The 26,368-nt window shown below is 69.5% G+C and carries 29 protein-coding genes; 18 read left to right on the top strand and 11 right to left on the bottom strand.

Annotation, left to right across the window (positions count from 1 at the left end; all coding sequences use genetic code 11):
- Positions 1-30: 30 nt before the first annotated feature.
- Complete coding sequence (locus tag DVH23_RS00470; protein ID WP_114575472.1) at positions 31-552, bottom strand: DapH/DapD/GlmU-related protein; 522 nt, start codon at positions 550-552, stop codon at positions 31-33.
- A gap of 63 nt (positions 553-615) precedes the next feature.
- Positions 616-1,110 (bottom strand): pyridoxamine 5'-phosphate oxidase family protein, encoded by a 495-nt coding sequence (locus DVH23_RS00465; protein WP_114575471.1) that lies wholly within the window; start codon positions 1,108-1,110, stop codon positions 616-618.
- Between the two features lie 90 nt (positions 1,111-1,200).
- On the opposite strand from DVH23_RS00465, the gene DVH23_RS00460 reads away from it, so the two are divergent.
- Positions 1,201-1,902, top strand: coding sequence for a YqjF family protein (locus tag DVH23_RS00460; RefSeq protein ID WP_114575470.1), 702 nt, complete (start codon positions 1,201-1,203; stop codon positions 1,900-1,902).
- A gap of 39 nt (positions 1,903-1,941) precedes the next feature.
- Here the strand turns inward: DVH23_RS00460 and purD are convergent, their stop codons facing one another.
- Entirely contained in the window at positions 1,942-3,255 is a 1,314-nt protein-coding gene (purD, locus tag DVH23_RS00455) for a phosphoribosylamine--glycine ligase (protein ID WP_114575469.1), read from the bottom strand.
- A gap of 123 nt (positions 3,256-3,378) precedes the next feature.
- Here purD and DVH23_RS00450 point away from each other — a divergent pair, with 123 nt between their 5' ends.
- From DVH23_RS00450 to DVH23_RS00405, 10 genes are all read left to right on the top strand, one after another.
- The gene (locus DVH23_RS00450) at positions 3,379-3,879 is read left to right on the top strand and encodes a (2Fe-2S)-binding protein (RefSeq protein WP_114575468.1); all 501 of its coding nucleotides are present in this window, start codon (positions 3,379-3,381) and stop codon (positions 3,877-3,879) included.
- On the top strand, positions 3,879-4,778 hold the full coding sequence (locus DVH23_RS00445; RefSeq protein WP_114575467.1) for a xanthine dehydrogenase family protein subunit M: 900 nt from the start codon (positions 3,879-3,881) through the stop codon (positions 4,776-4,778). The genes DVH23_RS00450 and DVH23_RS00445 overlap by 1 nt, the downstream gene beginning before the upstream one ends.
- Positions 4,775-7,087, top strand: a complete 2,313-nt coding sequence (locus tag DVH23_RS00440) for a xanthine dehydrogenase family protein molybdopterin-binding subunit (RefSeq protein WP_114575466.1) — start codon at positions 4,775-4,777, stop codon at positions 7,085-7,087. Before DVH23_RS00445 ends, DVH23_RS00440 begins: the two co-directional genes overlap by 4 nt.
- Before the next feature lie 51 nt (positions 7,088-7,138).
- On the top strand, positions 7,139-8,155 hold the full coding sequence (gene thyA, locus DVH23_RS00435; RefSeq protein ID WP_114575465.1) for a thymidylate synthase: 1,017 nt from the start codon (positions 7,139-7,141) through the stop codon (positions 8,153-8,155).
- Positions 8,155-8,676, top strand: coding sequence for a dihydrofolate reductase (locus tag DVH23_RS00430; protein ID WP_114575464.1), 522 nt, complete (start codon positions 8,155-8,157; stop codon positions 8,674-8,676). The genes thyA and DVH23_RS00430 overlap by 1 nt, the downstream gene beginning before the upstream one ends.
- 112 nt (positions 8,677-8,788) lie before the next feature.
- Complete coding sequence (locus DVH23_RS00425; protein ID WP_114575463.1) at positions 8,789-9,088, top strand: PadR family transcriptional regulator; 300 nt, start codon at positions 8,789-8,791, stop codon at positions 9,086-9,088.
- Between the two features lie 84 nt (positions 9,089-9,172).
- Entirely contained in the window at positions 9,173-10,114 is a 942-nt protein-coding gene (locus DVH23_RS00420) for a rhomboid family intramembrane serine protease (RefSeq protein WP_114575462.1), read from the top strand.
- Entirely contained in the window at positions 10,114-10,914 is an 801-nt protein-coding gene (locus DVH23_RS00415; protein ID WP_232833678.1) for an endonuclease V, read from the top strand. The genes DVH23_RS00420 and DVH23_RS00415 overlap by 1 nt, the downstream gene beginning before the upstream one ends.
- A 69-nt stretch (positions 10,915-10,983) precedes the next feature.
- Positions 10,984-11,907 (top strand): SDR family oxidoreductase, encoded by a 924-nt coding sequence (locus DVH23_RS00410; protein WP_114575460.1) that lies wholly within the window; start codon positions 10,984-10,986, stop codon positions 11,905-11,907.
- A gap of 163 nt (positions 11,908-12,070) precedes the next feature.
- The gene (locus tag DVH23_RS00405; protein ID WP_114575459.1) at positions 12,071-12,493 is read left to right on the top strand and encodes a hypothetical protein; all 423 of its coding nucleotides are present in this window, start codon (positions 12,071-12,073) and stop codon (positions 12,491-12,493) included.
- Positions 12,494-12,502: 9 nt separating this feature from the next.
- Here the strand turns inward: DVH23_RS00405 and DVH23_RS00400 are convergent, their stop codons facing one another.
- From DVH23_RS00400 to DVH23_RS00375, 6 genes are all read right to left on the bottom strand, one after another.
- Positions 12,503-13,192: a glycerophosphoryl diester phosphodiesterase membrane domain-containing protein gene (locus DVH23_RS00400; protein ID WP_114575458.1), complete on the bottom strand. Its 690-nt coding sequence runs from the start codon at positions 13,190-13,192 to the stop codon at positions 12,503-12,505.
- Between the two features lie 67 nt (positions 13,193-13,259).
- Complete coding sequence (locus DVH23_RS00395) at positions 13,260-14,378, bottom strand: ArsA family ATPase (RefSeq protein WP_114575457.1); 1,119 nt, start codon at positions 14,376-14,378, stop codon at positions 13,260-13,262.
- 53 nt (positions 14,379-14,431) lie between these two features.
- On the bottom strand, positions 14,432-15,250 hold the full coding sequence (speB, locus tag DVH23_RS00390; RefSeq protein ID WP_114575456.1) for an agmatinase: 819 nt from the start codon (positions 15,248-15,250) through the stop codon (positions 14,432-14,434).
- Positions 15,251-15,252: 2 nt separating this feature from the next.
- Positions 15,253-15,627: a translation initiation factor IF-5A gene (locus tag DVH23_RS00385; protein WP_114575455.1), complete on the bottom strand. Its 375-nt coding sequence runs from the start codon at positions 15,625-15,627 to the stop codon at positions 15,253-15,255.
- Positions 15,628-15,717: 90 nt separating this feature from the next.
- Positions 15,718-16,890, bottom strand: a complete 1,173-nt coding sequence (locus DVH23_RS00380) for an aminotransferase class I/II-fold pyridoxal phosphate-dependent enzyme (protein WP_114575454.1) — start codon at positions 16,888-16,890, stop codon at positions 15,718-15,720.
- A gap of 123 nt (positions 16,891-17,013) precedes the next feature.
- Entirely contained in the window at positions 17,014-17,250 is a 237-nt protein-coding gene (locus DVH23_RS00375; protein ID WP_114575453.1) for a hypothetical protein, read from the bottom strand.
- Positions 17,251-17,386: 136 nt separating this feature from the next.
- Here DVH23_RS00375 and DVH23_RS00370 point away from each other — a divergent pair, with 136 nt between their 5' ends.
- Positions 17,387-17,626: a hypothetical protein gene (locus tag DVH23_RS00370; protein WP_114575452.1), complete on the top strand. Its 240-nt coding sequence runs from the start codon at positions 17,387-17,389 to the stop codon at positions 17,624-17,626.
- Positions 17,627-17,696: 70 nt separating this feature from the next.
- Here DVH23_RS00370 and DVH23_RS00365 read toward each other — a convergent pair whose 3' ends face one another.
- Positions 17,697-18,320, bottom strand: a complete 624-nt coding sequence (locus DVH23_RS00365; RefSeq protein ID WP_114575451.1) for an NTP transferase domain-containing protein — start codon at positions 18,318-18,320, stop codon at positions 17,697-17,699.
- Positions 18,317-19,534 (bottom strand): molybdopterin molybdotransferase MoeA, encoded by a 1,218-nt coding sequence (locus tag DVH23_RS00360; protein ID WP_114575450.1) that lies wholly within the window; start codon positions 19,532-19,534, stop codon positions 18,317-18,319. Before DVH23_RS00360 ends, DVH23_RS00365 begins: the two co-directional genes overlap by 4 nt.
- A 122-nt stretch (positions 19,535-19,656) precedes the next feature.
- Here DVH23_RS00360 and DVH23_RS00355 point away from each other — a divergent pair, with 122 nt between their 5' ends.
- The 6 genes from DVH23_RS00355 (at position 19,657) to DVH23_RS00330 (ending at position 26,338) form a co-directional block, all read left to right on the top strand.
- Positions 19,657-21,993 (top strand): xanthine dehydrogenase family protein molybdopterin-binding subunit, encoded by a 2,337-nt coding sequence (locus DVH23_RS00355; protein ID WP_114575875.1) that lies wholly within the window; start codon positions 19,657-19,659, stop codon positions 21,991-21,993.
- Positions 21,994-22,062: 69 nt separating this feature from the next.
- Positions 22,063-22,683: a CoxG family protein gene (locus DVH23_RS00350; protein WP_114575449.1), complete on the top strand. Its 621-nt coding sequence runs from the start codon at positions 22,063-22,065 to the stop codon at positions 22,681-22,683.
- Position 22,684: 1 nt separating this feature from the next.
- On the top strand, positions 22,685-23,188 hold the full coding sequence (locus DVH23_RS00345) for a (2Fe-2S)-binding protein (protein ID WP_114575448.1): 504 nt from the start codon (positions 22,685-22,687) through the stop codon (positions 23,186-23,188).
- The gene (locus tag DVH23_RS00340) at positions 23,189-24,052 is read left to right on the top strand and encodes a xanthine dehydrogenase family protein subunit M (protein WP_114575447.1); all 864 of its coding nucleotides are present in this window, start codon (positions 23,189-23,191) and stop codon (positions 24,050-24,052) included.
- A gap of 52 nt (positions 24,053-24,104) precedes the next feature.
- The gene (locus DVH23_RS00335; RefSeq protein ID WP_114575446.1) at positions 24,105-25,091 is read left to right on the top strand and encodes a MoxR family ATPase; all 987 of its coding nucleotides are present in this window, start codon (positions 24,105-24,107) and stop codon (positions 25,089-25,091) included.
- A gap of 2 nt (positions 25,092-25,093) precedes the next feature.
- Complete coding sequence (locus tag DVH23_RS00330; RefSeq protein ID WP_198667801.1) at positions 25,094-26,338, top strand: VWA domain-containing protein; 1,245 nt, start codon at positions 25,094-25,096, stop codon at positions 26,336-26,338.
- Positions 26,339-26,368 lie beyond the last annotated feature (30 nt).

The following is a 26,368-nucleotide window of genomic DNA, read 5'->3' as shown; positions in this document are numbered from 1 at the left end:
TCGGCGAGATCCACCATAGTCGTTTCGTCGTCACTCTCCGCCCGAGCCCATCGCCTCGGCGGGCACCCCCGCAACGGTCGTGTCCGCGGGGACGTCCCGGGTAACCAGGGAATTCGCCGCGACCGTCGCGCCCGCGCCGACCTCCACCCCCGGGAGGACGATCGCGCCCGCGCCGACGGTCGCGCGCTCGCCGACGACGACCTCCCCCGTTCGGTACTCCTCCTGGAGAAACTCGTGACAGAGCAGGGTCGCGTCGTAGCCCACCAGGGCGTCCTCCCGGAGGGTGATCAGTTCGGGCCAGAAGACGTCCGGCGTCGCTTCCAGTCCCCAGGAGACCCCCGGCGCGACCGTGGCCCCGAGCGCCCGTAACAGGAGTCGTTTGAGGCGGAGCGACGGCGAGAGCCGGATCAGCCAGACGACGACGTAGTTGACGGCGACCCGCACGGGGTGTTTCGCCTCCGGCCAGCCCGAAAGCGAGTTCCCCCGACCGGGCGTGGGATGGGTCGAGATGCGGTCGTGGCGGGCGTCGGCCGGCTCGCGGTCGTCGGTCACTGCGGCGTCGTAGGGCGGGGGTCCACAAGAAACCAGGTGCCCCGGCTCGCCCGGGTAACTCCGTCATTTCTCGAACGTCCAGCGGGTCGCGTCCGTCGGAAACTTGCTCCAGGCGAGCACCCGCTCGGGACGGACCCGGAAAAAGGGGGTTCCGTCTCCCACGTCGTACTTCCCCCGGTAGGCCGCTTCGAGGCGGTCGATCAACTCCTCGCCGACGCGTTTGCGGTCGATCCGTTCGGCTTCGCCCTCGAGGATCACGACCTCTTCGGAGTCCCCGCGGTGGACGACGATCGAGGGGTCGGCGGCGAGGTTCCGGACCCACCGCGTCCGCTCGCCGCCACAGTGGAAGGCGCCGTCGATCCAGACGCCCCACGTCGGGCGGGCGTGGGGCCTGCCGTCGGGCCGGATCGTCGTCACCCAGTAGGAGCGATCGCCCCGCAGCCGTTCGGCGACGAACTCCCAGTCGAGCATTCCCGTCTCCTCCGCGGGGATTCCGTAGCTCGCCTCCGTCGAGGGGCGGGTTCGCTCCGCGTCGGGGGTCGGATCGTTCGGGGTCATCCCGAAACGTTCGCTCCCGAAAGACAAGTAACCGAGACGCTCGCACCTGTCTACCCGAACCGATTTCCGCTTTCGCTCCCTCCTTCCGCCATGGTCGTCGCCCTCGAGATGGACTGGCGCCACCTCCTGTTCGAGAACTGGCCGGTCGATCCCGCCCTCCTCCGTCCCCACGTCCCCGACGTGCTCGATCTCGATACCCACGACGGGAAGGCCTGGCTCTCGGTCGTTCCCTTCGTAAACGGGGCGATCCGCCCGCGGGGCCTGCCGCGGTGGGTTGGGCTCTCGCTTCCCGAGATCAACGTGCGGACCTACGTCACGTACCAGGGAAAGCCGGCGGTCTACTTCTTCAGCCTCGACGCCCAGGGGGTCGCGGGCGTCCTCGGTGCCCGCCTCTTTCACCACCTCCCGTACTACTACGCCCGGATCTCGTTGTCGGTCGAGGACGGGGGAGTCCGGTTTCGAAGCCGCCGTCGCCACCCCGGCGCCCGTCCGGCGACCTACGAGGCGACGTACCGCCCGACAGGAGAGCCGTTTTCGGCACCCGAGAAACCGCTTGCGGCGTTTCTCGTCGAACGCTACGGCTTCTACGCCGAGGATCTCGACGACAATCTTCGATTCACCGCGGTCGAACACGACCCCTGGACGCTGTACTCCGCCGAGGCGCGTATCACGGAAAACACTCTGTTGGGGGCCGAGCGCTTCGACCGGCCCGACGCCGATCCCGTCTCCTACTACAGCCCCGGACTCGAGGTGACCGCCTCCTCGAGCGAGCGGGCCGACGGACGGCAGTAGTCTCGGCCGCCGTCGCCGACGGTCGCCCGAGTGCGGTGGTCAGTTCCCGCGCAACTCCGCCATGTGGTCGATCCGGGACTGGACGAGATCTGCTTTCCCGATGTCGTGGCGCGAGCGCAGGCCCTCCTCGCCGGCGAGCGCGAGGGCCTCTTCGGCGATTTCCTCCGCATCGGCGATCGAATCGGCGATGCCGACGACCGCAAACGAGCGGGAGGTCGTCGTGAAGACGCCGTCGTCGCGGGCATCGACGCTGGCGTAGTAGAGCAGGGCCTCTCCGCTATCGTCCGCGAGTTCCGCGACGCTCTCCTCGTCTACCGTTACCTCGGCACCTGCTTCGGGATCGTCGGGGTAGCCCGCGGGAACGGCGTACTTACAGACGGTGGCTCGCTCTGCGAACTCGAGTTCGGGGACGGGCGCGCCCTCGCGGGCCGCGACGAGGACGTCGAGGAAGTCGGTTTCGAGGACGGGAAGGGTGTTCATCGCCTCGGGGTCGCCGAAGCGGGCGTTGAACTCCACGACCTTCGGGCCCTCCGTGGTGAGCATGAACTGGCCGTAGAGGATCCCCTTGTAGCCCTCGAGGGCGTCGACGGTCGACTCGACGATGCCGACGGCGTCGGCGTACTCCTCCTCGGTCATGAACGGGAGCTCATAGGTGGGGGCAGTGTAGCTGCCCATCCCGCCAGTGTTGGGCCCCTCGTCGCCCTCGTAGGCGCGTTTGTGGTCCTGGACCGCGGGCGCGGTCTCGACGCTGCCGTCGGCGACGATCGCCTGGACGGTGAACTCCTCGCCGATCAGGCGCTCTTCTAGGACGATTCGGTCGTAGCCCGATTCCCGGATGTACGTTTTCCCCTCTTCGGGAGTGACCTGATCGCCGATCACCTTCACGCCCTTCCCGCCGGTGAGCCCCGCGGGCTTGATGACGAGGTCCTCCTCGCTGTCGTCGATGTAGTCGCAGGCCGCCTCGGGGTCGTCGAACGTCTCGAACTCCGGACACCCTGGAACGTCGTTTTCTGCCATGAACCGCCGCTGGAAGGCCTTGTCTGTCTCGATGCGGGCTTCCGCCTGTCGGGGTCCGAACGCGTAGATCCCCGCGTCGTCCAGGGCATCGACGACCCCTGCCGCCAGCGGCGCCTCGGGACCGACGACCGCCAGCGTCGCACCCACTGCTTCGGCGTAGGAAACGACCGCCTCGGGATCGGTCGTCTCCACGCTTCGAAACCCCTCGACGAGCGCGTCGATCCCCGGATTCCGGTTTTCGCTACAGGCGTAGAGTTCGGCGTCCGACGAAGCGAGCGCGCGGGCGATGGCGTGTTCGCGCCCGCCGCCGCCGACCACCAGTACGGTCTCGTCCATGATCGATGGCGGTACGCACGGTAGTGTAAGCGTTGCCCTTCTTTTCTTCGAGCTTGTGCACGATCGTGGTTCTCCGACCAGCACCGTAATGGGCGTCGGTCGTGTGGCCCACTCCAACGAGTCATGACGACACACGACATCACGCTGACTATCAACGGCGAGTGGGAGACGGCGACCGTCGAGTCCCGAACGCTACTGGTCCACGCCCTCCGGGACCTGGGCTATACGGGCCCGAAGGTCGGCTGTGAAACGGGGTCCTGTGGGGCCTGTACCGTCCACGTCGAGGGCGAGGCCGTCAATGCCTGTACCCGCCTCGCGGTCCAGGAGGAGGGACGAGAGATTCGAACGGTCGAGGGGCTCGCCGGCGAGGGCGACGGCGGTGGGGACGTCCTCCACCCGATCCAGGAGACGTTCCACGAGGCTCACGCCCTCCAGTGTGGCTACTGTACCCCCGGGATGGTGATGGCGACCGCCGACCTCCTCGAAAACGATCCCGACCCCTCCAGGGAGTCGATCCGGGAGTCGCTGAAGGGCAACCGGTGTCGGTGTACCGGCTACCACAACATCGTGGATGCCATCGAGTCGCTCGCCATGGATTCGAGCGCTGGCGAGGGGGCCGACTGATGTATCCCCCCGAGTTCGACTATTATCGGCCGGGCGACGTCAGCGAGGCGATCGACCTGCTCTCGGGAGGTGGCCGCGTCCTCTCGGGCGGCCAGAGCCTGCTCACCGAGTTGAAGGCCCGCCAAACCGATCCGGGACGGCTGATCGACGTCGGCCGGCTCGAGTCGCTCTCGGGGATCGACGCGGGGAGTGAAGGGGTTCGGATCGGCGCGACGACGACCTACGCCGAGTGCGTGGATTCGGCGGGGGTCCGCGAGGCGATCCCCGTGTTCGCGGCGGCCGCCGAGCACGTCGGCGATCCGCAGGTCCGAAATCGGGGCACTGTCGGGGGAAACCTCGCACAGGCCGACCCGGAAGGCGACCTCCCGCCCGCCGCACTCGCGGCCGACGCGACGGTCCACGTGGCGGGACCCGACGGCGAGCGGACGATTCCCGCTGACGATCTCTTCGAGGGAGAAAACCGGACCGCCCTCGAGAGCGAGGAACTCGTCACCGAACTCGTCCTCCCGGCCCACGACGCGGGGGGTTACGCCCGGCGGACCCACCCAGCCTCGGGGTACGCGATGGTCTCGGCGGCGGTCGTTTTCGACGTCGAGTCGGAAGCGGTGGCGGGCGCGCGGGTGGCGGCCGGCGGCGCCGTCGAGCGCGCGATCCGGCTCGCGGGCGTCGAGAAAACGATAGAGGGAACTCCGGTGGCGGACCTCGCCGGGAACGGGTTCCCGACCGAAATCGGTAACGCTCTCGATCGAGCGGGCGACGAAGTGGACGACGAACTCCCGTACGGCGACCGCCACGCCTCAGCCTCTCACAGACGGGAGTTGCTCCCGGCGTACGTCGAGCGAGCCATCGAGAACGCGATCGACGGCACCGGCAGCGCCGAGGGAGGTGAGTCCCGATGAGCGAGGAGAGCGACGACCTGACCGGGAGTCCGGTCCCCCGCCGGGAGGACGAGGCACTTCTGACGGGGCGCGCGACGTACACCGACGACCTCGTTCCTCCCGATGCGGCCCACCTCACCTTCGTCCGGAGCGAGCGGGCCCACGCTGACATCGAGTCGATCGATACCCGGGCGGCGGAGAAACTCGAGGGCGTCGAGGCCGTCTACACCTGGCCGGATCTCGCCGACTCCCCCTCGCCCTGCGTCCTCCCGATCTCGACCGGATCGCTCGACTGCGAGCCGCCGGGCCACCCGGTGCTCGCTCGCGACCGGGTGCGCTACCACGGCCAGCCGGTCGCCGCCGTCGTCGCCGAGGACGGCTACCGCGCTCGGGACGGCGTCGAAGCCGTCTCCGTGAACTACGACTCCCGCGAGGTCGTCACCGACCCGGAGGCCGCACGCGAGGAGGGGGCGCCGACGCTGTTCGAGAGCGCTCCCGATAACGTCGCCGCGACGACCGAGCAGGGCGATCTCTCGAAGGCGGAGGCCGCGATCGAGGACGCAGATCGAGTCGTCTCCATCGATCTCGAGAACAACCGGCTGATCTCCTCGGCGATCGAGCCCCGGGCGGCCGTCGCGGAGTACGACGCCGCCGACGACCGGCTGACGGTGACGATGACGAGTCAGTCCCCCCACGGCCACCGCGGAAAGCTCGCTTCGACCCTGGGGCTTCCCGAGAGCGCGATCCGGGTGATCGCCCCCCGCGTCGGCGGCGGCTTCGGCCACAAGGGCCACCACCATCCCGGCGAGGCGATGGCCGCCTGGGCGGCCCGCAACATAGAGCGGTCGGTCCGGTGGACGGCGACCCGGTCGGCGAACTACCTCGAGGGCGCCCACGCCCGCGACCACCGGACGACGGCGCACCTGGGAGTAGACGCCGACGGCACCTTTCGAGGACTCGCTGTCGAGACGACCGCCAACGTCGGCGGCTACGGCCTCGGCGGCGGCGCCTCGATGCCCGGCTGGTACGGGGGCTTGCTCTCGAGCCAGTACGCGATCCCCGCGATCGGCTGTCGGACCCGCGCGGTCTTTACGAACACCGCGCCGCTTCACTCCTATCGGGGCGCCGGGCGGCCGGAGGCCATCTACGTGACCGAGCGGATCGTCGACGTCGCCGCCCGCGAACTCGGGATCGACCGTGCTGAACTCCGCCGGAGAAACCAGATTTCACCCGACGAGTTCCCCTACGAGACGGCGGTCGGCGCGAGCTACGACAGCGGCGACTACGAGCCCGCACTCGAGAAGGCCCTCGAGGCGATCGGGTACGACGAGCGGACGGAAGACGGAACGGCGGAGTCCGTCGAGAGCGACGACCCCGACGACGGCCGGCTCCGTGGGGTCGGGATCGCCTGCTTCACCGAATCGACCGGCGGCGGCTTCGAGAGCGGCGTCGTCCGGGTCCACCCCGACGGCGGGGTGACGGTCGCGGCAGGCACCCACTCCCACGGCCAGGGCCACGAGACGACGTACGCCCAACTGGTCGCCGACGAACTCGGCGTTCCCATGGAGGCGATCGACGTCCGGGAGGGCGACAGCGACGCGATCCCGAAGGGCACCGGCACCTTCGGCTCCCGAAGCACGATCACTGGCGGGAGCGCGGTCGTCGAGAGCGCCCGCGAGGTCCGCGAGAAGGCCCGCGAGATCGCGGCCCATCGGTTGGAAGCCGCCGTCGAGGACGTCGCTCTCGAGGAGGGGGAGTTCCGGGTCGCGGGCGCACCCGATCGTGCGATCTCCTTCGAGGAGGTCGCCGGCGCCGCCTACGGCCGCGGGCTGTCCGAGGATTTGGAGCCGGGACTCGAGGCGACCACCTTCTACGAGCCCGACGGGACGGCCTACGCCTTCGGCACCCACGCGGCGCTCGTCGCGGTCGATCCCGCCACGGGCGACGTCGAGATCGAGCGCTACGTCGCGGTGGACGACTGCGGCGAGCAAGTGAATCCCACGATCGTCGAGGGGCAGGTTCACGGCGGGGTTGCCCAGGGGATCGGCCAGGCGATGTACGAGGAGGCCGTCTACGACGACGAGGGACGGCTCCTCTCGGACTCGATGGCGGAGTACCCGGTTCCCCGAGCGGAACAGCTCCCCGACATCGAGACCGAGACGACGGTGACGCCCAGCCCGCGCAACCCCCTCGGCGTGAAGGGGATCGGCGAGGCGGGAACGATCGCCGCGCCGCCGACGGTCGTCGGCGCGGTCGCCGACGCGCTGGGTGTGGCACACGTTGATATGTCCCTTACAGCAGAGCGGGTTCGGGAGGTACTCGAGGAGTAGCGAAGACGAAGAAGTCGGGATATATGTGACCCCGCGAGCAACGGGAGAACAATGCGTCAGTACCTGGATCTCGTCGAGACGGTGCTCTCGGAGGGGGTTTACAAACCGAATCGAACGGGGGTCGATACGGTCTCGGCGTTCAGCGCCCACTACGAGGTGGATCTCGCCGAGGGGTATCCGTTGCTTACGACCAAGCGGATGGACGACTACCGCTGGAACTCGATGCTCCACGAACTCTGCTGGTATCTCTCCGGCGAGGAACACATCCGGGAGCTCCGCGAGGAGACGGGAATCTGGGACGCCTGGGCCGACGACGAGGGGCGAGTAGACACCGCCTACGGCCGCTTCTGGCGGCGGTTTCCCGTGCCCGAAGCGGAGGGGCAGCTCCCGGGGGAGGCTTGGGCCGAGGCCGACCACCGGTGGGTAACCGAGGAGGCGGACGGACGGAAGACGTTCGACCAGCTCCAGTACGTAATCGACACGATCGAGGAGTCTCCCAACTCCCGCCGGCTCGTCGTCAACGCCTGGCATCCCGCGAACGCGGCGGTCTCGACGCTGCCGCCCTGTCACTACACCTTCGTCTTCAACGTCGCCGGCGGCCGGCTCAACTGCCAGCTCACCCAGCGATCGGGCGACGTTGCACTGGGAATCCCCTTCAACGTCGCTGCCTACGCCCTCCTAGCTCGGCTGATCGCCGAACGGACCGGCTACGAGCCCGGCACCTTCGCGCACACCGTCGTCGACGCCCACGCCTACTGTGGCCGCGGCGACCGGGGCGAGTGGTACGCCGAACACCTCCCGGAGCTTCGCGCCCGCGTCGGGGACGTCACGGAGCCGGCGGACTACCTCGCGATCCGCGAGTGGCTCGAGTCCGAAGCCCCCGTGGAACCTCCCGAGGACGAGGGGTCGGACCACGTTCCCAATCTCCTCACCCAGCTCTCCCGGGAGCCGAAGGAACGCCCGACCCTGGAGCTCGCGACGACCTCGCTCGAGGAGCTCTCTCCCGAGGACGTCACCCTCTCGGGGTACGAGTCCCACGGCCCGCTCTCGTTTTCGGTGGCGGAGTGATGGGCAGCGAGACCGACCTCGAGCTGGTCGCGATCGCGGCGGTCGCGGACAACGGCGTCATCGGCCGCGAGGGAGCGATTCCCTGGGATCTCCCCGAGGACATGGCCCATTTCGAACGCGAGACGACGGGCCATCCGGTCATCATGGGCCGGCGGACCTACGAGGGGATCCTCGAAGGGCTCGGCGAGCCCCTGCCCGATCGCACCTCGATCGTGCTCACGACGGGCGCCCTCGAGACCCTCGAGGGCGTCGAGCGGGCGCGGGATGTAGCGGAGGCACTCTCCATCGCCGAACGGGACGCTCGCGAGCGCGGGGTCGAGCGGGCGTACGTCGCCGGCGGCGCGTCGGTCTACGGGGCCCTCCTTCCGGCGACGGACCGGCTGGTCCTGACGGAGGTCGACGGCGAGGTCGAAGGCGATACCTACTTCCCCGAGATCGACCCCGACGCCTGGCGGGAGATAGCCCGTGAGGAGCACGACGGGTTCGCGTTCGTCGAGTCGGTGCGCCGCGAGGGCGGGTAGTCCCGGTCGTTCTCGGGCCGGCCGACGAAAGGGCGGGACTACCCCAGGAAACCCGACCGGACGGGCGAAAACGGAACGGTTTACAATGGGGGTTTCCGTCGTCGGGCGGGGTATGTCGCTTTTCACCCTCACGGGGTTCCAGCGCGACCTGCTCGTCGTCATCTCGGGACTCGATCAGCCCTCGGGCCAGACGATCAAAGAACACATCGAGGCCGACGCTGACCTCGAGGTGAATCACGGCCGGCTCTACCCGAACCTCGACACGCTGGTCGATCGGGGGCTCGTCGAGAAAGGGACCCTCGACCGCCGGACGAACTACTACGCGATCAGCGAGGAGGGCGAGGCGGCCCTGGAAGAGCGCCTGGCCTGGGAACGCGAGTACGTCGGCGAGCGGATCCTGCCCGACCAGTGACCGGTTGCGAGGGGCCGGCCGGTAGTTCCCGGAAGCGGGCGGAAACCCCAAACCCCATAGCGATCCCGCCCCTCCCCTCCGACAATGGCCACGTGCGACGTGTGCGGGACGGAGATCAACATGCCGTACAACTGCCGGCACTGTGGCGGCACCTATTGCGGGGACCACCGGCTCCCCGAGAACCACGACTGCTCGGGCCTGGAGAACTGGAACGACCCGGGCGGCGTCTTCGATAGCGGCTTCGACGACGGCGTCGCCGGCGGCGAAAGCGGTTCCGACGGCTCGCTGGCCGCGAAGCTCCCCTTCGATACGGGTCCCGGCGGACCCCTGGGGTACTTCCGGGGGAACGCGACCTACACCTTCCTCGCGCTGATGTGGATCACGTTCGGGCTCCAGTTGGTCGTCCTCTTCGCTGCCGGCTCGGGGACACATCAGGCGATTTTTGCTCTCTCTACAGACAACGTTGGCTACGTCTGGACCTGGGTGACAAGCGTCTTCGCCCATAGCCCGATCAACTTCTTTCACATCGTCTTCAACAGCATCGTGATCTTCTTCTTTGGACCCCTCGTCGAGCGCTACGTCGGGTCGCGGAACTTCGCGATCCTGTTCGTCGTCAGCGGCGTCCTCGCCGGCCTCGGGCAGGTCGGCATCTCGCTCGCCCAGGGCGAGCCCGCGAGCGTCCTGGGTGCAAGCGGCGCCGCGCTCGCGATCATGGGCGTGGTCACGGTCCTGAACCCCAATCTCAAGGTCTACCTCTACTTCATCCTCCCCGTCCCCCTCTGGTTGCTCACCATCGGGACCGCGGTGCTCTCGGTCTTCTTCATCGGAACCGGCGGGGGCGGCAACATCGCCCACGCCGCCCACCTCGTCGGCCTGCTGGTGGGGCTGGCCTACGGCGAGTACGTCAAGCGCACGCGGACGATCCGGACGCCCGACCAGTTCCAGCTCGGCGGCGGTGGACCAGGAGGTCCCGGTGGCCCTGGAGGGCCGGGCGGCCCTGGCGGTCCCGGCCGCGGACGGTTCTGATGGTGCCCCGTCCCGACCTCGCGCCCGATCCCTCGCTCTCGCAGGCCGAAATGGAGGCCCTCCAGGAGGAGATCGCCGACGTCGCCGTCTTCGCCGATCGCGACCTCGCGTTCGATCCCGCCGAGCCGGCGGCGCTCTCGAACCCGCTCGCCGCGACCGCGGGCGGCGGGGACCCCCCGACGGTCGTCGGCGTCGATCAGTCCTTTCTGCTCACCGACGACGACCGCGAGGACCGCGCGATAAGCGCCGTCGTCGCCACCCGCGCGGGCGAGGTCGTCGAGCGAGTGTCGGCGGTGACGCCCCTCGAGATCCCCTACATCCCCGGACTCCTCTCCTTTCGAGAAGGTGGGCCGATCCTCGCGGCGCTCTCGGAACTCTCGGTCGAACCGGACCTCGCGCTGTTCGACGGCAGCGGCCGGATCCACTTCCGGCAGGCCGGGATCGCGACCCACATGGGCGTCGTCGCCGACTTCCCGAGCGTCGGGGTTGCCAAGAGCCTCCTCTGTGGCACCCCCCGCGGGGAAACCGAGGGATTGGCGGAGGGCGACCGGGTCGCCATCGAGGCCGACGGCGACGTCGACGCGCCCAAGGGAACCCTCCTGGGCTACGCCGTCCAGAGCCGCCAGTACGACTCGCCCGGCCGCCACATCAACCCGCTGTACGTGAGTTCCGGTCACCGGGTCGGCTCGGAGACGGCCGCTGGGGCGGTCCTCGAACTCTGTTCGGGCTACAAGCTCCCCGAACCCGTCCGGCTGGCCGACGCCTACGCCGAGGACGTCAAAGGGGAGTACGTGGAGTAGCCGCCGGCCCTCACTGGTCGGCAGCCAAACCGTCGGTACTTTAGGTCCCCTCGCCCGAACGACTCGCCCATGGCCATCGCCGAGGACACCGAGGAGACCGGCGCCGACGGGGCCGGGGCCGAGAGTACGGACGGCGAGCGGACCGGGGAGGGGTACACCCGCAAGGACTGCGTCCTTATCACCGGCTGCTCGTCGGGGATCGGCCGGGCGACCGCGCTGGCCTTCCTCCAGGCCGACTGGCAGGTCGTCGCGACCGCCCGCGAGGAGGCCGACGTCGCCGACCTCGCGGAGGCCGGCTGTCACGTCCACGAACTCGACGTCACCGACCCCGACCAGGTGGCCCGCGCGGTCGAGTACACGGTCGAGGTCGGCGGCGCCATCGACTGTCTGGTCAACAACGCCGGCTACGCGCAGATGGGGCCGATCGAGGACGTCTCGATGGGCGACCTCCACCGCCAGTTCGACGTCAACGTCTACGGCCCCCACCGCCTGACCCGCGCCGCCCTCCCCCACATGCGCGCCCAGGGCTCGGGCCGGATCATCACCCTCTCGAGCGTGCTCGGCCGGATCGCGCTCCCGGGAACCGGCGCCTACTCGGGGACGAAGTTCGCCGTCGAGGCGATGAGCGACTCCCTGCGCGCGGAAGTCGGGGAGTTCGGGATCGACGTCGTCGTCGTCCAGCCGGGCCCCGTCGATACGAGCTTCACCGATCGGGCTCGCGAGGAGTTGCCCGGCGCCGACGGAACGCCGGCGTACGAGGACCTCTACGGGGCGATCCGGGAGCTCTACCAGGACGCGACGCTGGTCGGCGGCGACGGTCCCCTCGCGGTCGATCCCGGCGAGGTCGCCCGCGCGGTCGTCACCGCGGCGACGGTCCCCGAGCCGCCCGCTCGCTATCCGGTGGGCCCGGTCGCCCAGTACGGCATCTATGCCCGATACCTCCCCGACCGCCTCCGGGACGCCGCCTACGGCTTCATCCAGCGGCTCGTCTGACCGTCGGTCCCGACCGCCGATCCTGACAACCGACCGATTTATTTTTCCGGGTCGAGGAGCTCCGGAGGATGAGCGGAGAGCGAAGCGACGCCGTCGGGGTCGCCGACACTGTCTCGGAGGTCCTCTATTCGATCGCCGGCGTACTGCTGATCGGCTCCGGGCTGTGTGTCTGGGCGCCGCCGTCGCCCAGCTCGTCACCGCTGGTTCGATCGGATTCTCGGCGTTCGTCCTCATGTTCGGCGCGTTCTTCCTCTCGTTCGGGGCCGCCGTCACGCCGGCCATCCGCCGCCGGCTCGGTCGACGCCACTCGGTGACCGAATTCGGCCACGTCCGGACGGTCGATCGCCGGGTCGTCCGCGAGGAGGAAGACGAGGTATTCCGGTGTACGGCCTGTGACTTGCCGGCCAGGGAGGGACTGGTGCGGCGCTACCGGGAGGAGTACGCCGTCGCCGGCGTCCCGCTTTACACCGAATCGGAGGGACACAACCACTACTGTCTGGAGTGTGCCAGCGAGGAACTGCTCGGCCCTCGAGAACCGACCGAGCAGCCGGATCCGGAGGTCGAGCGCGAGACCGATCTCCACTAGACGCAGTCGCTACCAGGCGACGTGGTCGACGTCCTCTCCGTCGCCCGAACCGGATCGGTTCTCGAGGTAGATGCGGGCGTAGGCGAACTGCACGATCGGTGTGACGACCGCGGTCAGGACCGCCGAGACGACGAGGAACGCTAGGTAGAACCCCTCGCCGAATCCGGTAACCAATAGCGTGGCGATCGCCGTCCCGACGACGATGAGAAACGAGACGAGGAAAATGCCGAACAGCTTGAGGAGGTTCCCCTTGGCGACCGACCAGCTCGTCTCGAGGCTCTCGGTGACGCCCTTCTCGTCGATGACGCACGCCGGGAGGGCAAGCGAGAGCCGGACGCCGAGGTAGAGTCCCGGGATGATCAGGAGGACGAATCCGATGCCGACCGCCAGTACGTACACGATGAAGATCCCGATCAGCGAGACGAACTGTCCGAGGACGGCGCTCGAGGCACGCCCGAGATCGACGGGATCGCCCATCGCTTCGTCGCGTCCGACCACGTGGACGAGCCCGTTGATGTAGAGGTACACGAGATAGCCGAGCAGGGTGACAAGGCCACCGAGAAAACCCAGAAACTCCCCGACGAGCTCGAGGAGCCCGTAGCCGAAAAAGAGGACGATCAACACCGGGTTCCGTCGGAGCCACTCGATCCCGTCACCGATCGTGCCGGCCACACCCTTTCGCCGGAGGGTTCCGTCCATACATCAATCCGTCAGACCATATGTATAAAAATGTACCCCACGCTACAGTAGCGGTCCGGGCGAACGGCTATCGGAGACAGGCCGCGACGACCGAAAGCATCGTCTCGCCCCGGACGTCCTCCGCAAAGAGGGGTACCCGACGAACGTCGGTGCCGTAGAACAGTTCCTGGGCTTCCTCCAGGGCACCCTGCTGGACCTCCCACCGGCGCTTGCAGAACTCGCAGTCCTCCAGGTCGGGGCTCAGGAACTCTCCCGAGACGTCGTCGGTAACCTCCGCTAAGGGCTCCATCACCCGGTTGACGACGACGGTGCCGACGGCGATCTCGAAGCGGTCGAGCTGTTCGCGAAGCCGTTTGGACTCGACGACGCTCATCTCCTCGGGGATCATCACGATCCGGAAGTCCGTCAGCTCGGGGTCCTGGAGCACCGCCCGCAGGCGCTCGATGCGCTCGCGGACCTCGCGCATCTCGGCCATGTCGGCGCCCTCGCCCTCGGCGGCCTCCCCGCCGAACATCCCCTTGACGCCGTCGATCATCCCGCCAAGGCGCTCCCTGAACGTGATCATCCGGCCCATCATCGTGTCCATGATCTCGGGGAGCTCGAGCAGGCGGAGGGTGTGGCCCGTCGGCGCCGTATCGACGACGACGCGATCGAACCGAGGGTCGTCCATGTACTCGAGCAGGAGCTGCATCGCGGCGGCCTCGTCGGCGCCGGGCATCGCCCCCCCGAAGAGGGCGTCCATCGGCCCCTCCTCGCCCAGCAGGTCGCCCAGTCCGCCCAGGCCGCCCTCCGCGGCGAAGGCCGCCTGGCTCTCCTCCAAGGCGGCGTCGGGGTCGATCTCGGCGGCCCACAGCGGGATCTCCTCGCGAATCCGCTCGGGGCTCGAGGGAACCTCCGTCTCGAACGTGTCCGAAAGCGAGTGGGCGGGGTCGGTCGAGACGACGAGCGTCGCGGTTCCCTCGCGGGCGCTGTCCAGAGCCGTCGCGGCCGCCATCGTCGTCTTCCCGACGCCGCCTTTTCCGCCGTAGAGGACGTAGCTCGGGCCCTCGACGGGCTCTCCCGCGGGCTCGACGTCGATCGTCTCCCGGTCGATTGAGTCCGTCGGCGTCACCTCGATCGTGTTGTCTCCGTCCTCCGGCTCCGCCGACTCCCGCTCGTCGGTCGGCTCGACGTCGAGTCCACTCATGGGGAGTGGTTCCCGGTCGGGACACGAGTATTCGTCGGTCCCGCTCTGAGGGATTACTCCCGGGCGGCGGCCGCAAAGACGAACTCCCGCAGAAGTTTTCCCGCGAGGGCACCGGCTTGCCCGTCGTCGCGGTCGTTTACCTCGACGACGTCGAAGCCCACCGCCCGTGGAGCGACCGCCCGAACGGCGTCCCGCATCGCCGTCGGCTCGAGGCCGAACGGCTCCATCGTCCCCGTTCCGGGGGCGAAAGCGGGGTCGGCCGCGTCGATATCGACGCTCAGGTAGACGCTCCCCTCGACGTCGGGCTCCCAGTCGGCCACCTCGCCGGGGGTGACGACGGTCACGTCTCCCTCCTCGGCGCGTTCCCACTCGGCCTCGCTCCCCGTCCGGGCGCCCACGATGACCGCTTCGTCGGCGACCTCCTCTATCACCCGCCGGGTGACACAGGCGTGCGAGAGGGGGTTGCCGTCGTACGCCTCGCGGAGGTCGAGATGGGCATCGAGGGCGACGAAGACGTCGGGGTCGGTCGCACGGGCGCCGGCGAGCGAGACGGTGTGTTCGCCGCCGATCAGAAGCGGGAGTCCGCCACTCCGGACGACGTCTGTGAGTTCGCCCTCGAGCCACTCGAGGGATTCCGCGGCGTCGTCCCACGCGCGGACGTCGCCCCGGTCGGTGACAGAGAGTTCGGAGAAGCGCCGGCCGGTCCGGCGGTCGTAGTCGTCGAACGTCTCGGAAAACTGCCGGACGCGGCGGGGGCCAAAGCGTGCCCCCGGCTGGAAGGTCGTCGACGTCTCCAGGGGCGCGCCGACGACCGAAAAGGCGGCGTCGGACTCGCCGGTGCGGTCGGGTCGGGCCCCCGGAAACGGCTGCATTCCTATACGATCTTTCGCTGGTTGTCGAGCTCGAGGTACTCGATGTTCTCGTCGGGGGTCGGATCCTCGCCGTCGGGGATCCGCATCGTGATCGTCTCGTACGTTTCGAGGTCCATCAGCTGCATGTCGCTTCCGTCGACGGAGACGACCTGGCCCTGTTTGCGCTCGATGATCGGGACCCAGATCTTCGCGTCGACGGGCTGGGAGAGCGACCGCTTCTTGCCGTCGAAGACGCCTTTGGCCTCGACTCGGGCCTTCGCGCTGCCGTGTTTGCCCGGTTTGGCGGTGGAGTAGGAGTTGATCACACAGGGCGTGTCGTCGATCATGACATACGCGCCCTCCTGGAGATCGCGGACTTCCTTTTGCTGTCTGGCCATACCCGCGTTACTCAATCGAGCGGTATAAACGGTTTGGAACGGATCCCGGCTCTCCGGCCCCTCCCGCGGTTCTGCGGGGGGTTCGCCGGTTCAGGCCGTCGACGCCGCTCGATCGGAGAGGAACCGCTCGAGTCGCTCCAACCCTTCGGTCAGCGCGGCGGGCTCGAGCCCGAACCCGATCCGGAACCGGTCGGGGTAGCCAAAGCACTCGCCCGGCGCGAGCACGACGCTCTCCGATTCGACCACCTGCCGACAGAACTCCCGGGCGTCCGCGAACCCCTCCGGAACGCTGACGAAGCCGTTGACGCCGACGGGGTCGTACCACTCGAGGCCGTGCTCGTCGAGGAACGCGCGGACCCGATCGCGGTTCTCGCCCGCGAGCCGGCGGTTCTCGGCTATGATCTCAGCCTCGCGGTCGGGATCCGTCAGGACCTGCCGGGCGACGTGCTGGCCGACCAGCGGCGGCGAGATGGTGGTGTAGTCCTTCCAGCGTCTGGCGAGGTCGATCAGCTCCCGGTCGCCGACCAGCCAGCCGAATCGGAGGCCGGCGAGCCCGTGGGCCTTGGTGAGACTCGCCGTCGAGAGCCCGTGGGGGCCGAGGCCGGCGACCGGGTCGAACGGGTCCTCCGCGAGCAGCCGGTAGACCTCGTCACAGAACAGGTAGGCGTCGTTGTCGGCCGCGAGATCGTACAGTGCCCGCACCCGCTCCTCGGGGTGATATCTCCCGGTGGGGTTGTTCGGGTTCGCGAGCACGATGGCGCGGGTTTCGGGGCGAACGGCGTCGGCGACCGCCTCGACCGGGAGGCTCCAGTCGGGCTCCTCGAGTGGAACTTCAGTCACCGATCCGAAGGCGTCCGGAACCGCCGACAGCGCCTGGTAGGTCGGCACCACGACCACCGCGTGGGGCTCTCGCCCGTGTCGCCGGCCGGAAACCGTGTTTCCCCCGTTGGAATCGCCCGCCCGGAACGCCGAGGGATCCGCTTCAGCGTCGGGTTCCGAGCAGAGCGCGAGGAACGCGAGGAAGTTCGCCTCCTGGGTGCCACAGGTACAGAGCACCTCCTCCTCGCTCCGACCGTACCGTTCCCCGATCGCCGCCCGGAGTTCGGGGTCGCCGTCGGTCGGGATCACGTACCCCAGTTCTCCGGGGTCGGTGTCGAACCGGCTCGCGTCCAGGCTCCTGATCCCGCTCTCGGCGAGCATGATCTCGGCGTCGTGTTCGTGCTCCCCGAACCACCGCTCCAGGGCGAAGGGTTCGATCCGCATACGTCCGCGAGGGCGGCCGGGGTCGAATACTCACCGGATCGGTGCGGGCCTCGAGACGCCGACCGTCGATGGGCGACCACGTCCGTCGGTCGCGTCCGCCGTCGACCGCGGCTCGGCCCTCGGTCACTCCGTCAGCGGGAGGAAGACCCCGAAGACGAACGGGGAGACAAAGCCGACGAGAAGGCCGATCACCGCAAGGAGGTACAATAGCGTCTCCTCCCACCCCGGGAGGCCGCCGAAGTAGGCGTATCCGACGTACTCCCCGCCGACCCCGACGAGGAACATGGCGAGGCCGAGCAGGAAGCCGGCTTTCGTCAGGGAGGGATAATCGAGGTTCCCGTAGCGTCCGCGGGCTACCATGGCTGGGATTTCGCGTGCGCCGAAGTAACGATTGCGGTCGCCGTCACCTCTGGCGGCGCCGACACCTCCCCCCTCGTGATGGGCCGGCCCACACAAGCAGCGACCACCTCTGTATCTTCGATCTAAAAAGGATGCGATGGCACGAGACTTCACGGACGACGATCGGAACAAGGACGTCGTCACCGCCGAGGGCGACCGCATCGGCACCGTCAGCGACGTAAACGACGGCCGCGCGACCGTCGATCGCGACCAGGACGCGGACCTCACGGACAAGATCAAGGACCTGGTCGGCTGGGGCGACGACGATGACTCGAACGAACTCCACGGCGATCACGTGGACTCCTACGAGGACGACCGCGTCCGGCTCCGACGATAAGCGGCCCTCGAATCCGACTTTTTCGCGTGCTCCTCCCCGGCGAGCGTCGCGACCGGCGCTCTCGGGGGGCTCAATCAGGGAGGTCGGCGGGCCGATCGACGTCCCGGATCACCCCGGGGTCGCCGGTCTCGACGAGAACGCCCTCCTCCCGGAGGACCCCGCGGCCGCCGACGTCGCCCTCGAGACCCACGAGCGCGTCGAAGTGTTGCCGGTCGAAGAGGACGGGGTTTCCCCGCCTCCCGTCGGCCGCGGCCGCAAGCGCCGTCCCGCCTCCGGCTCGATAGGCACGACGGAGGGCCGAAACGGTTCCCGGATCGACGAACGGCATGTCGCCGAGCGCGATCAGGACCGCCGGCGCGTCCTCGGGAAGGGCGCCGATCCCGACCTCGACGGAGGTCGCCTGTCCCTCCCGATAACGGGGGTTCTCGACCGTTCGAACCGGGAGGTCGGACAGCGCCTCTCGCACCCGGTCGGCCTCGTGGCCGACGACGACCGTGACGGGCCGGATACGGGAGTCGAGGACTGTCCGGACCGCGCGGACGACGACCGGCTTGCGACCGACGGGGGCGAGGAGCTTGTTTTCCTGCCCGAAACGGGTCCCCTCGCCCGCCGCGAGGACGAGGCCGGGGATCGGCCCGTCGTCGTCCTCGGGAGGGTCGTCCTCCGCAGGCGGGGAGACGACCGGGAGGCTCATCGATATGGGTGGACGGCGACGCGGTCGCCGGCCTCGGCGTCACTCCCCAAAACGGCCGCGCCGTCGGCCCGCGCGGCGCGCGTGCTCGAGGCGACCCGTCCCGCCGGAAACCGATCGGAAGCGAGCGCGAGCGGCGAGTCGGCGTGGCCATAGGGCATCGCCTCCGGGAGCCCCTCGCCCGCCGAGAGCGAGACCGGAACCCAGTACTCGAGGTCGCCGCCGAGCGCGAGGTCCCGCGCCAGGGTGGCTTCGAGGGTCGGCTCCCTGCGCTGACCCGTGAAGAACGGTTCCAGAACCGCCCGCGCGGCGGTGAGGGCCGCGATCGGCTTTCCCGGGACCGCGAGGGCGACGGCGCCGTCGAGGTCGGCGACCGCGACCGGCTTGCCCGGTCTGATCCCGACACCGTGGAAGACGACCTCTCCCAACTCCCGGAGGGCGGCAACGGCGTGGTCCTTCCGGCCGAGGCTCGTCCCGCCGGAGGTGAGCACGACGTCGTGGACCGCCGCGAGGTCGGCGATCCGCTCGCGGACGCGGCCGAGTTCGTCGGGGACGCTGCCCTCGAGGGTCGCCTCGTGGCTCCATTCACGGACGAGGGCCGCGAGGGTCGGCGAGTCGCGGTCGGGCGAGCGCCCCTCGTGGATCTCCGTGCCGGTCGCGAGCACGCCCACCGAGAGCGGCTCGTGGACGGGAACGGGTTCGATCCCGAGGTCCCGCAGGAGGATCGCGTCGGGGGCCGCGAGGCGTTCACCCTTCTCGAAAATCCGCTCGCCCCCGGCGACGTTCGAGCCGTGCTCGTAGACGTTCGTCCCCGGCTCTATGGAGGGACCGGTCAGCCGGCCGTCCTCGACGGCCGCCCGCTCCCGGCGCAGGACGGCGTCCGTTCCCTCGGGCAGGGGCGCGCCGGTCGCGATCCGGACGGCCTCGCCCTTCTCGATCCCTCCCGAATCGCTCTCGGGGAAGCGTTCGCCGACGACGGTAAGGGGGTAGTCGGCGGCCGTGTCGAGAGCGTAGCCGTCCATCGTCGCCTGCGAACGGGCGGGCAGGTCCCGGGACGCGTCGATCGACTCGGCGACCGTCCGGCCGGCGATCCGGTCTATGGGGGCCGTCGTCGCCGGCCGCTCGGTGAGGCACTCCGCGCGGAGGGCGAGGAGCCGATCGACCGCTTCCGTCCGCGAGAGGAGATCGAACCCGGAGGGATCCGTGCTATCGACCATGGCTCCGCTTGGCACGGGGCGGTAATGGGTTCGGGGGGTTCCGGAAGGAATGCGTTAATGTGGCTCCGTGTGAATCCCACACGAACGATGACACGGGTACTCACGACCCCGGGGAGGTGGCGATGCCGGTAGAGACCGTCGAGGCCGAGGACGTCCGCGCGGGCGAGTTCGCCGGCAGCGCCGTCAAGCGCCGCGAGGACCCCCACCTGCTGACGGGCGAGGCCCGTTACACCGACGACGTCCAGTACCCCCGGATGGCCCACCTGGCGCTTCTCGGCAGCCAGTACGGCCACGCCGAGATCGGCGCGATCGACACGAGCGCCGCCGAGGACGCCGACGGCGTCCTCGCGGTCTACACCCACGACGACCTCCTCGAGTCGGGGATCGAGGGCACGATGCCCGCCGCAGATCCCGAAAACGGCGTCGCCGTCGAGCGCCCCCTGCTCGCCCGGGAACGGGTCCGCTACCAGGGCCAGCCGGTCGCCGCGGTCGTCGCCGAGGGCCGCTACGACGCCTTCCGGGCGCTGGACCTGATCGAGGTCGAGTACGACCGCCTTGAGGCGGCCCCCGAACTCGAGGACGCGCTCGCGGAGGGCGCCCCGAGGCTCCACGACGCCGCCGAGGGCAACGTCTGCTTCGAGTCCGCAACGGGCGACGAGGCAGCGACCGAAGAGGCCTTTTCGGACGCCGACCATACCGTGGCGCTCACCGTCGCGAACAACCGCGTGATCCCGACGGCGATGGAACCCCGGGCCGCAGTCGCCCAGTACCGAAAGTCCGAGGACGCCCTGATCGTCGAGCTCTCGAGCCAGAATCCCCACTCGGTCCAGGACCGCCTCTCTTCGGTTCTCGACGTTCCCGAACACCGCGTGACGGTCCGGGTGCCCGACGTCGGCGGCGGCTTCGGCGCGAAGCTCCAGCCCTACTCGGGCCACCTGCTCTCTGCGTGGTGTGCGATGGCCCTGGAACGCCCCGTAAAGTGGCAGGCCAGACGGACCGACGACTTCCAGTCGATGGTCCACGCCCGCCACCAGGAGACCGAGATCGAGGCCGCGCTCTCGGCCGAGGGCGATATCCTGGGCCTCCGGGGCCACATCGACGCCGACCTCGGGGGGTACGCCACCGGCGGCGGCGTCGGCATCCCACGGGGCACCGCCGCGATGCTCTGTGGCCAGTACGACGTCCCCGCGGGCCACGTCTCCGTCAGAGGGGTGTTCACCAACACGGCACCGATCTCGGCCTACCGGGGCGCGGGCCGGCCGGAAGCGGCCTACGTAATCGAACGACTCGCGAGCGCCTGTGCGCGGGAGTTGGAGATCGACCCCGCCGAGTTCCGCCGACGGAACTTCATCCCCTCCGAGGAGTTCCCGGTCGAGACCGCCCTCGGCCGGAGCTACGACAGCGGTGACTACGAGAAGACGCTCGATCGAGCCCTCGAGATCGTGGGTTACGACGGGTTTCGGCAGCGCCAGGAGGCGGCCCGCGAGGAAGGGAAGTACCTCGGAATCGGCTTCTCGTCGTACGTCGAGGTCTGTGGCGGAAGCTCGGGCGACATGGAAGGCGGGCTCGTCCGGATGAACCCCGAAGGTGGGGTCGTCGTCGGGACTGGTACCCAGGACACGGGCCAGGGCCACGCGACCAGCTTCGCCCAGGTCGTCGCCGACGAACTCGGCGTGGACTACGACGCGGTCGAAGTGATCGAGGGCGACACCGACCGCGTCCCCGAAGGTGGCGGCACCGCCGGCAGTCGGAGCCTCCCGATGGGCGGAGGCGCCCTGCGCGAGGCCGCCGGACGGCTCGTCGAGAAGGGGCGGACGATCGCGGCCCACCAGTTGGAGGCCAGTGAAGCGGACATTGAGTTCGACGACGGCGAGTTCCGGGTTCGCGGAGTGCCCGACCGGACGGTGACGATCGAGGCGGTCGCCGAGGCCGCCTACAGCCCCGGCGACCTCCCCGAGGGCGTCGATGCGGGGATGGAGGAGACGGCCTTCTTCACGCCCGAGGGGTCGACGGCACCGTTCGGCACCCACGTCGCGATCGTCGAGGTCGATCCCGACACGGGCGAGCTCGGCTTCGAGCGCTACGTGGCGGTCGACGACGTCGGCACGCAGATCAACCCGAAGCTGGTCGAGGGCCAGATCAAAGGCGGCGTCGCCCAGGGGATCGGCCAGGCCGTCTACGAGGAGGGCCGCTACGACGAGAACGCGAACCTCGCCACCGGCTCGCTCCAGGACTACGCGATGCCCAAATCCTGGCAGCTTCCCGAGGTCGAGTGGGAGAGCACGGAGACGCCCTCGCCGAACAACCCGCTCGGCGCGAAAGGCGTCGGCGAGGCCGGAACGATCGCGGCGATGCCGGCCGTCGTCAACGCGGCGATCGACGCCCTCTCCCCGTTCGGGGTGGACGACCTCGACGCGCCGCTGTCCGAGGAGACCCTGTGGCGGGCAGCCCGGGGGTGAGACGCGATGAAGGCTGCGGAATCGGGACGGAACGGACGGCAGACGACTGCGACCGACGGAGGACTACCAATGGAATTCAGTGATACGTTCGAGATCGAGGGCGTAACGACCGAGGAGGCATGGCTCGCGCTGTCCGACCCCGTGTTAATCGAGGAGTGTCTGCCGGGCTGTCAGTTCCTCGTCAGAGTCGAGGACGTCGGGGAGGACCCCGACGAGGTCGACTTCGACGCGCTGGCCGAGGAGGCCGACGGCGAGGAAAAGCCCCCTACGCTTCCGGAGGCCGACCCCGACGACGTCGCCGCCCGAGCGTTCGAGGAGGGCGGGCGGTACGCGACGCTCGTCGGGATTCAGGTCGGCAGCGTCAACCCGAGTTTCGAGACCATCGTGACGATCACGAAACGGGAGTTCCCCGAGATGCACGCGAGCGCGGAGGGGGGCTCCTCGAGCAGTTCGTTCGAACTCGATTCGGGGATGATCCTGAGCGAGACCGACGACGGCGTCGAAGTCGACTGGTGGGCCGAAACCGACGTCTTCGGGAAGGTCGCCCGGATGGGCCAGCGGGTGATGAACCCGGTCGCGAACCAGGTCGTCAACCGCTTCTTCAGCGACGTCGAGGACCGGATCTCGGAGGTCGACGACGAGTCCTCGAGCTTCCGCGAGCGCGTGAGAGACGTTGTCTCGAGGGGTTGAGATGGCTACCCACGAGATCAGCCTGACGGTCAACGGCGAGGACCGGGAGTTCGACGTCGAGTCGGGGACGCTGCTCGTCCACGCCCTGCGCGATCAGCTGGGGTATACGGGTCCGAACGTCGGCTGCGAGTCGACGGTCTGTGGGGCCTGCACCGTCCGGCTGGACGGCGACAGCGTCAAGTCCTGTACCGTGCTCGCCGTTCAGGCCGACGGCAGCGAGGTGACGACGGTGTCGGGACTCGCCGACGGCGACGACCTCCACCCCCTCCAGGAGAGCTTTCGGGACGAACACGCCCTCCAGTGTGGCTACTGCACGCCGGGAATGCTGATGAGTTCGCTCTCGCTGCTCGAACGGGAACCCGATCCCGACCGCGAGGAGATCAGGGAGGGAATCGAGGGCAACCTCTGTCGGTGTACGGGCTACGAGCCGATCGTCGACGCCGTCGAGGCGGCCGCGGGCGAGATGCGCGGCGGGACCGACGCCGCGAGCGAGGAGGGCGAGTAGATGTACCCGCCAGCCTTCGACTACCTCCGCGCCGAAAGCGTCGAGGAGGCTCTCGACTTGCTTTCCGACACCGAGGACGCCGAACTCCTCGCGGGCGGCCACAGCCTGCTGCCGACGATCAAGTCCGGCCTCGCCGATCCCGGCACCCTGATCGACGTGGGCGGGATCGACGACCTTTCGGGCGTCGAGACCACCGAGGAGGGGATGTGGATCGGCGCGACGACGACGTACGCCGACGCCTTGGAGAACGATGCCCTCCACGAGCGCGCGCCGGCGGTCGCCGACGCCATCGGCGAGATCGGCGACGTCCAGGTCCGCAATCGGGGAACCGTCGGCGGTAACGTCGCCCACGCCGACCCCGCCTCGGACCTTCCTGGACCCTTGCTCGCGGCCGACGCGACGGTCCACGTCCGGGGCGCCGACGGCGAGCGGTCGATCCCGATCGACGACTACTTCCTCGCGATGTACGCGACGGCCATAGAGGAGGGCGAGATCGTCACCGGGATCGAGATCCCTGCCTGCGAGGGAAGCGGTGCGTACGTCAAGAAGACCAGCCCCTCCTCGGGGTACGCCGTCGTCGGCGTCGGGGTCCGCCTCCGGATCGACGGGAACGAGATCGAGTCGACACGGGTCGGAGCCAACGGCGCCTTCGGCTACGGCCGTCGGCTCGAGGCGGTCGAGGAATTCCTCGCGGGCGCGTCGCTCGGCGACGACCTCGCGGGCGAGGCGGGCGAGCGTGCGACCGAGGACGTCGAGGAGTGGGTGCTGATCGAGGACATCGACACCTCGAGCGAGTTTCGGGGGCGGCTACTCGAAGCGTACACCGAACGGGCCGTCGATCGAGCGCTCGATCGGGCGGGCTGACCGACGCGTGGCCGCCGCGCGTTTTTAGGCGACGGGTCCCTAGTCGCGGGCAATGGGAACAGACGACGATGGCGGGGACGATCCCGGATCGGCGGCCGCCGCGGCGGCCCCGTTCGCGGACGTAGACGAGGAGCGGCTTCGAGAGGTATTCGAGGCGGAGTCCTACGTGGCCGACGACGAGATCGTAACGACGGTCCTGCTCGCGCTTCGGCTCGGCAAGCCGCTGTTGATCGAGGGCGAGCCGGGAAGCGGGAAGACCGAGCTCGGGAAAGTCCTCGCCGGCGGCTTCTCGACCGACCTCGTCCGGCTCCAGTGTTACGAGGGTCTGGCCGCCGAGAACACCCTCTACGAGTGGAACTACACGAAACAGCTCCTGGCCGTCCAGGCCGGCGAGGGCGGGGTCGAGGACGGTGGCGGTTCCGGGGAAGCCGGCGCGGACGGCGACGGCGACGAACGATCGGTCTTCGACCGCGACTACCTCCTCGAGCGCCCCCTCCTCGAGGCGCTTTCCGGAGACGGCGACCGGCCGCCGATACTTCTCATCGACGAGGTCGATCGCGCCGACGAGGAGTTCGAAGCCCTTCTTCTGGAGGTGCTCTCTGACTTCCAGGTATCGATTCCCGAACTCGGCACCGTCAGTGCCGACCGGCCGCCGGTCGTGATCGTCACCTCGAACCGGACCAGGGGATTGAGCGACGCTCTCAAACGGCGGTGTCTCTACCTCCACATCGACCCGCCGTCCTTCGAGAAGGAGCGGGCGATCGTCGAGCGGAAGGTGCCCGAACTCGACGCCGCGGTCGCCGCCGAACTCTGCGGGGTCGTCGCCCGATTGCGCGAGGAGCCACTGCTCAAGCAGCCGGGGGTCGCGGAGACCCTGGACTGGGCGCGGGCCGTTCGGGAACTGGACGGCGAGGGGGAAGGCCTCGAGCCGGCGACGGTCCGGAACACTTTGGGCTGTCTCCTGAAGGAGGCCGAGGACGTCGAGCGGGTGGACGACGACCTGATAGAGCGGGTCGTCGCCGACGCGACGGCGGAGTAACCGTGTTCGAGAACGAGGAGGGCACCGACATTGAGGCGGCCCGCGAGCGGACGCTCGGCGCTCTCGTCTCGTTCTCGCGGGCGCTCCGCCGGGAAGGGGTCTCGGTGCCCGCCGACGGCTCCCTGGTCGCGGCCCGCGCCCTCGCGACGGTCGGGCTCTCCGATCGCGAACGGGTCCGGGCGGCTCTGAAGGCCGCGCTCGTCGCCGGTCCCGACGACGAGGACGCCTTCGGGCGGCTGTTTCCCTCCTTCTGGCGCCAGTTCGCCGGCGAGGGCGAGGCCTGGACGCCGCCCGAGCAGGACGGGCCGGACGCCGGAGAGCCCGCGCCCGTCGAGGCGGCTCCCGAGGGCGGAGGCGACGGATCGGGTTCACAGGGGGGCGAGAGCCGAACGGTCGCCCGCCGTGCCGGACCGACCGGCGGGACCGAGAGCGTCGACCCCGCTTCCGACGGGACGAGTGCCTCGGTCTACAGCCCCGTCGGGAGCCCCGAGCGGATCGACGCCGTCGGCCGCGAGGACGCTACCCTCGAGCGGTCGATCGATCGGCTGGGGCGGGCGCTCGCGGGCCTCCGGGGGCGGCGGGTCACCCAGTCGGGCGACGAGCGCCCGGACGTCAGGCGCGCGCTGCGGCGTGCGGGCGGGGGCGCCCCGCTCCCGCTGCCGACGGCGGGCCGCGAGGAGCGGGCGGTCCGGGCGCTCGTCCTCGCGGACGTGAGCCGGTCGGTGCTCGACACGGTGGACCGCCCGTTCCTGCTCGCGGCACTGGGCCACATGACCCGCGAGTGGCGCGAGGTCCGCACCTTCCTCTTCGATACCGACGTCCGGGAGGTCACGCGGGCGATCGGGTCGAGAGACGCGGAGACCGCCCTCGAGCGTGCCGAAGCCGAGTGGGGCGGGGGGACCCGGATCGGGGAGGCAATCGCGGCGATCCGTCGGGCGCATCCCGGCGCGGTCGACCGGGACACCGTCGTCCTCGTCGCGAGCGACGGGCTCGAGGTCGGTGACGTCGGAGAGCTAGAGGAAGGGATGGCGTGGCTGTCGGGGGCGAGTGCGGGCGTGCTCTGGCTGAACCCGCTCGCGGGCTCGCCGGAGTACGAGCCGACCTGCCGGGGGATGGCCGCCGCGTTGCCCTACGTGGACGGCCTGTTCGCGTTCGCCGGGCCCGGGGACGTCCGGGAGGTCGCCCGTCAGCTCGAGCGCCAGGGGTTGTCGGGGTCGATCGGCTACGAATACGACCCGCGGCCGTGACCCCGATGCGGGCGCAAACGATAGGCGTCC

It is taken from the genome of Saliphagus sp. LR7 (assembly GCF_003344565.1).
In the GTDB taxonomy this organism is placed as follows: Archaea; Halobacteriota; Halobacteria; order Halobacteriales; family Natrialbaceae; genus Saliphagus; species Saliphagus infecundisoli.
The sequence above is the reverse complement of the archived record's forward strand: the minus strand, read 5'-3'. Positions and strand labels throughout refer to the sequence as shown.

Excerpts from the sequence above, each read along its gene's own strand:
- DVH23_RS00465 (WP_114575471.1), bottom strand. The coding sequence starts at position 1,110 with ATGACCCCGAACGATCCGACCCCCGACGCGGAGCGAACCCGCCCCTCG.
- DVH23_RS00460 (WP_114575470.1), top strand. The coding sequence starts at position 1,201 with ATGGTCGTCGCCCTCGAGATGGACTGGCGCCACCTCCTGTTCGAGAAC.
- purD (WP_114575469.1), bottom strand. The coding sequence starts at position 3,255 with ATGGACGAGACCGTACTGGTGGTCGGCGGCGGCGGGCGCGAACACGCC.
- DVH23_RS00450 (WP_114575468.1), top strand. The coding sequence starts at position 3,379 with ATGACGACACACGACATCACGCTGACTATCAACGGCGAGTGGGAGACG.
- DVH23_RS00445 (WP_114575467.1), top strand. The coding sequence starts at position 3,879 with ATGTATCCCCCCGAGTTCGACTATTATCGGCCGGGCGACGTCAGCGAG.
- DVH23_RS00440 (WP_114575466.1), top strand. The coding sequence starts at position 4,775 with ATGAGCGAGGAGAGCGACGACCTGACCGGGAGTCCGGTCCCCCGCCGG.
- thyA (WP_114575465.1), top strand. The coding sequence starts at position 7,139 with ATGCGTCAGTACCTGGATCTCGTCGAGACGGTGCTCTCGGAGGGGGTT.
- DVH23_RS00430 (WP_114575464.1), top strand. The coding sequence starts at position 8,155 with ATGGGCAGCGAGACCGACCTCGAGCTGGTCGCGATCGCGGCGGTCGCG.
- DVH23_RS00425 (WP_114575463.1), top strand. The coding sequence starts at position 8,789 with ATGTCGCTTTTCACCCTCACGGGGTTCCAGCGCGACCTGCTCGTCGTC.
- DVH23_RS00420 (WP_114575462.1), top strand. The coding sequence starts at position 9,173 with ATGGCCACGTGCGACGTGTGCGGGACGGAGATCAACATGCCGTACAAC.
- DVH23_RS00415 (WP_232833678.1), top strand. The coding sequence starts at position 10,114 with ATGGTGCCCCGTCCCGACCTCGCGCCCGATCCCTCGCTCTCGCAGGCC.
- DVH23_RS00410 (WP_114575460.1), top strand. The coding sequence starts at position 10,984 with ATGGCCATCGCCGAGGACACCGAGGAGACCGGCGCCGACGGGGCCGGG.
- DVH23_RS00400 (WP_114575458.1), bottom strand. The coding sequence starts at position 13,192 with ATGGACGGAACCCTCCGGCGAAAGGGTGTGGCCGGCACGATCGGTGAC.
- DVH23_RS00395 (WP_114575457.1), bottom strand. The coding sequence starts at position 14,378 with ATGAGTGGACTCGACGTCGAGCCGACCGACGAGCGGGAGTCGGCGGAG.
- speB (WP_114575456.1), bottom strand. The coding sequence starts at position 15,250 with ATGCAGCCGTTTCCGGGGGCCCGACCCGACCGCACCGGCGAGTCCGAC.
- DVH23_RS00385 (WP_114575455.1), bottom strand. The coding sequence starts at position 15,627 with ATGGCCAGACAGCAAAAGGAAGTCCGCGATCTCCAGGAGGGCGCGTAT.
- DVH23_RS00380 (WP_114575454.1), bottom strand. The coding sequence starts at position 16,890 with ATGCGGATCGAACCCTTCGCCCTGGAGCGGTGGTTCGGGGAGCACGAA.
- DVH23_RS00375 (WP_114575453.1), bottom strand. The coding sequence starts at position 17,250 with ATGGTAGCCCGCGGACGCTACGGGAACCTCGATTATCCCTCCCTGACG.
- DVH23_RS00370 (WP_114575452.1), top strand. The coding sequence starts at position 17,387 with ATGGCACGAGACTTCACGGACGACGATCGGAACAAGGACGTCGTCACC.
- DVH23_RS00365 (WP_114575451.1), bottom strand. The coding sequence starts at position 18,320 with ATGAGCCTCCCGGTCGTCTCCCCGCCTGCGGAGGACGACCCTCCCGAG.
- DVH23_RS00360 (WP_114575450.1), bottom strand. The coding sequence starts at position 19,534 with ATGGTCGATAGCACGGATCCCTCCGGGTTCGATCTCCTCTCGCGGACG.
- DVH23_RS00355 (WP_114575875.1), top strand. The coding sequence starts at position 19,657 with ATGCCGGTAGAGACCGTCGAGGCCGAGGACGTCCGCGCGGGCGAGTTC.
- DVH23_RS00350 (WP_114575449.1), top strand. The coding sequence starts at position 22,063 with ATGGAATTCAGTGATACGTTCGAGATCGAGGGCGTAACGACCGAGGAG.
- DVH23_RS00345 (WP_114575448.1), top strand. The coding sequence starts at position 22,685 with ATGGCTACCCACGAGATCAGCCTGACGGTCAACGGCGAGGACCGGGAG.
- DVH23_RS00340 (WP_114575447.1), top strand. The coding sequence starts at position 23,189 with ATGTACCCGCCAGCCTTCGACTACCTCCGCGCCGAAAGCGTCGAGGAG.
- DVH23_RS00335 (WP_114575446.1), top strand. The coding sequence starts at position 24,105 with ATGGGAACAGACGACGATGGCGGGGACGATCCCGGATCGGCGGCCGCC.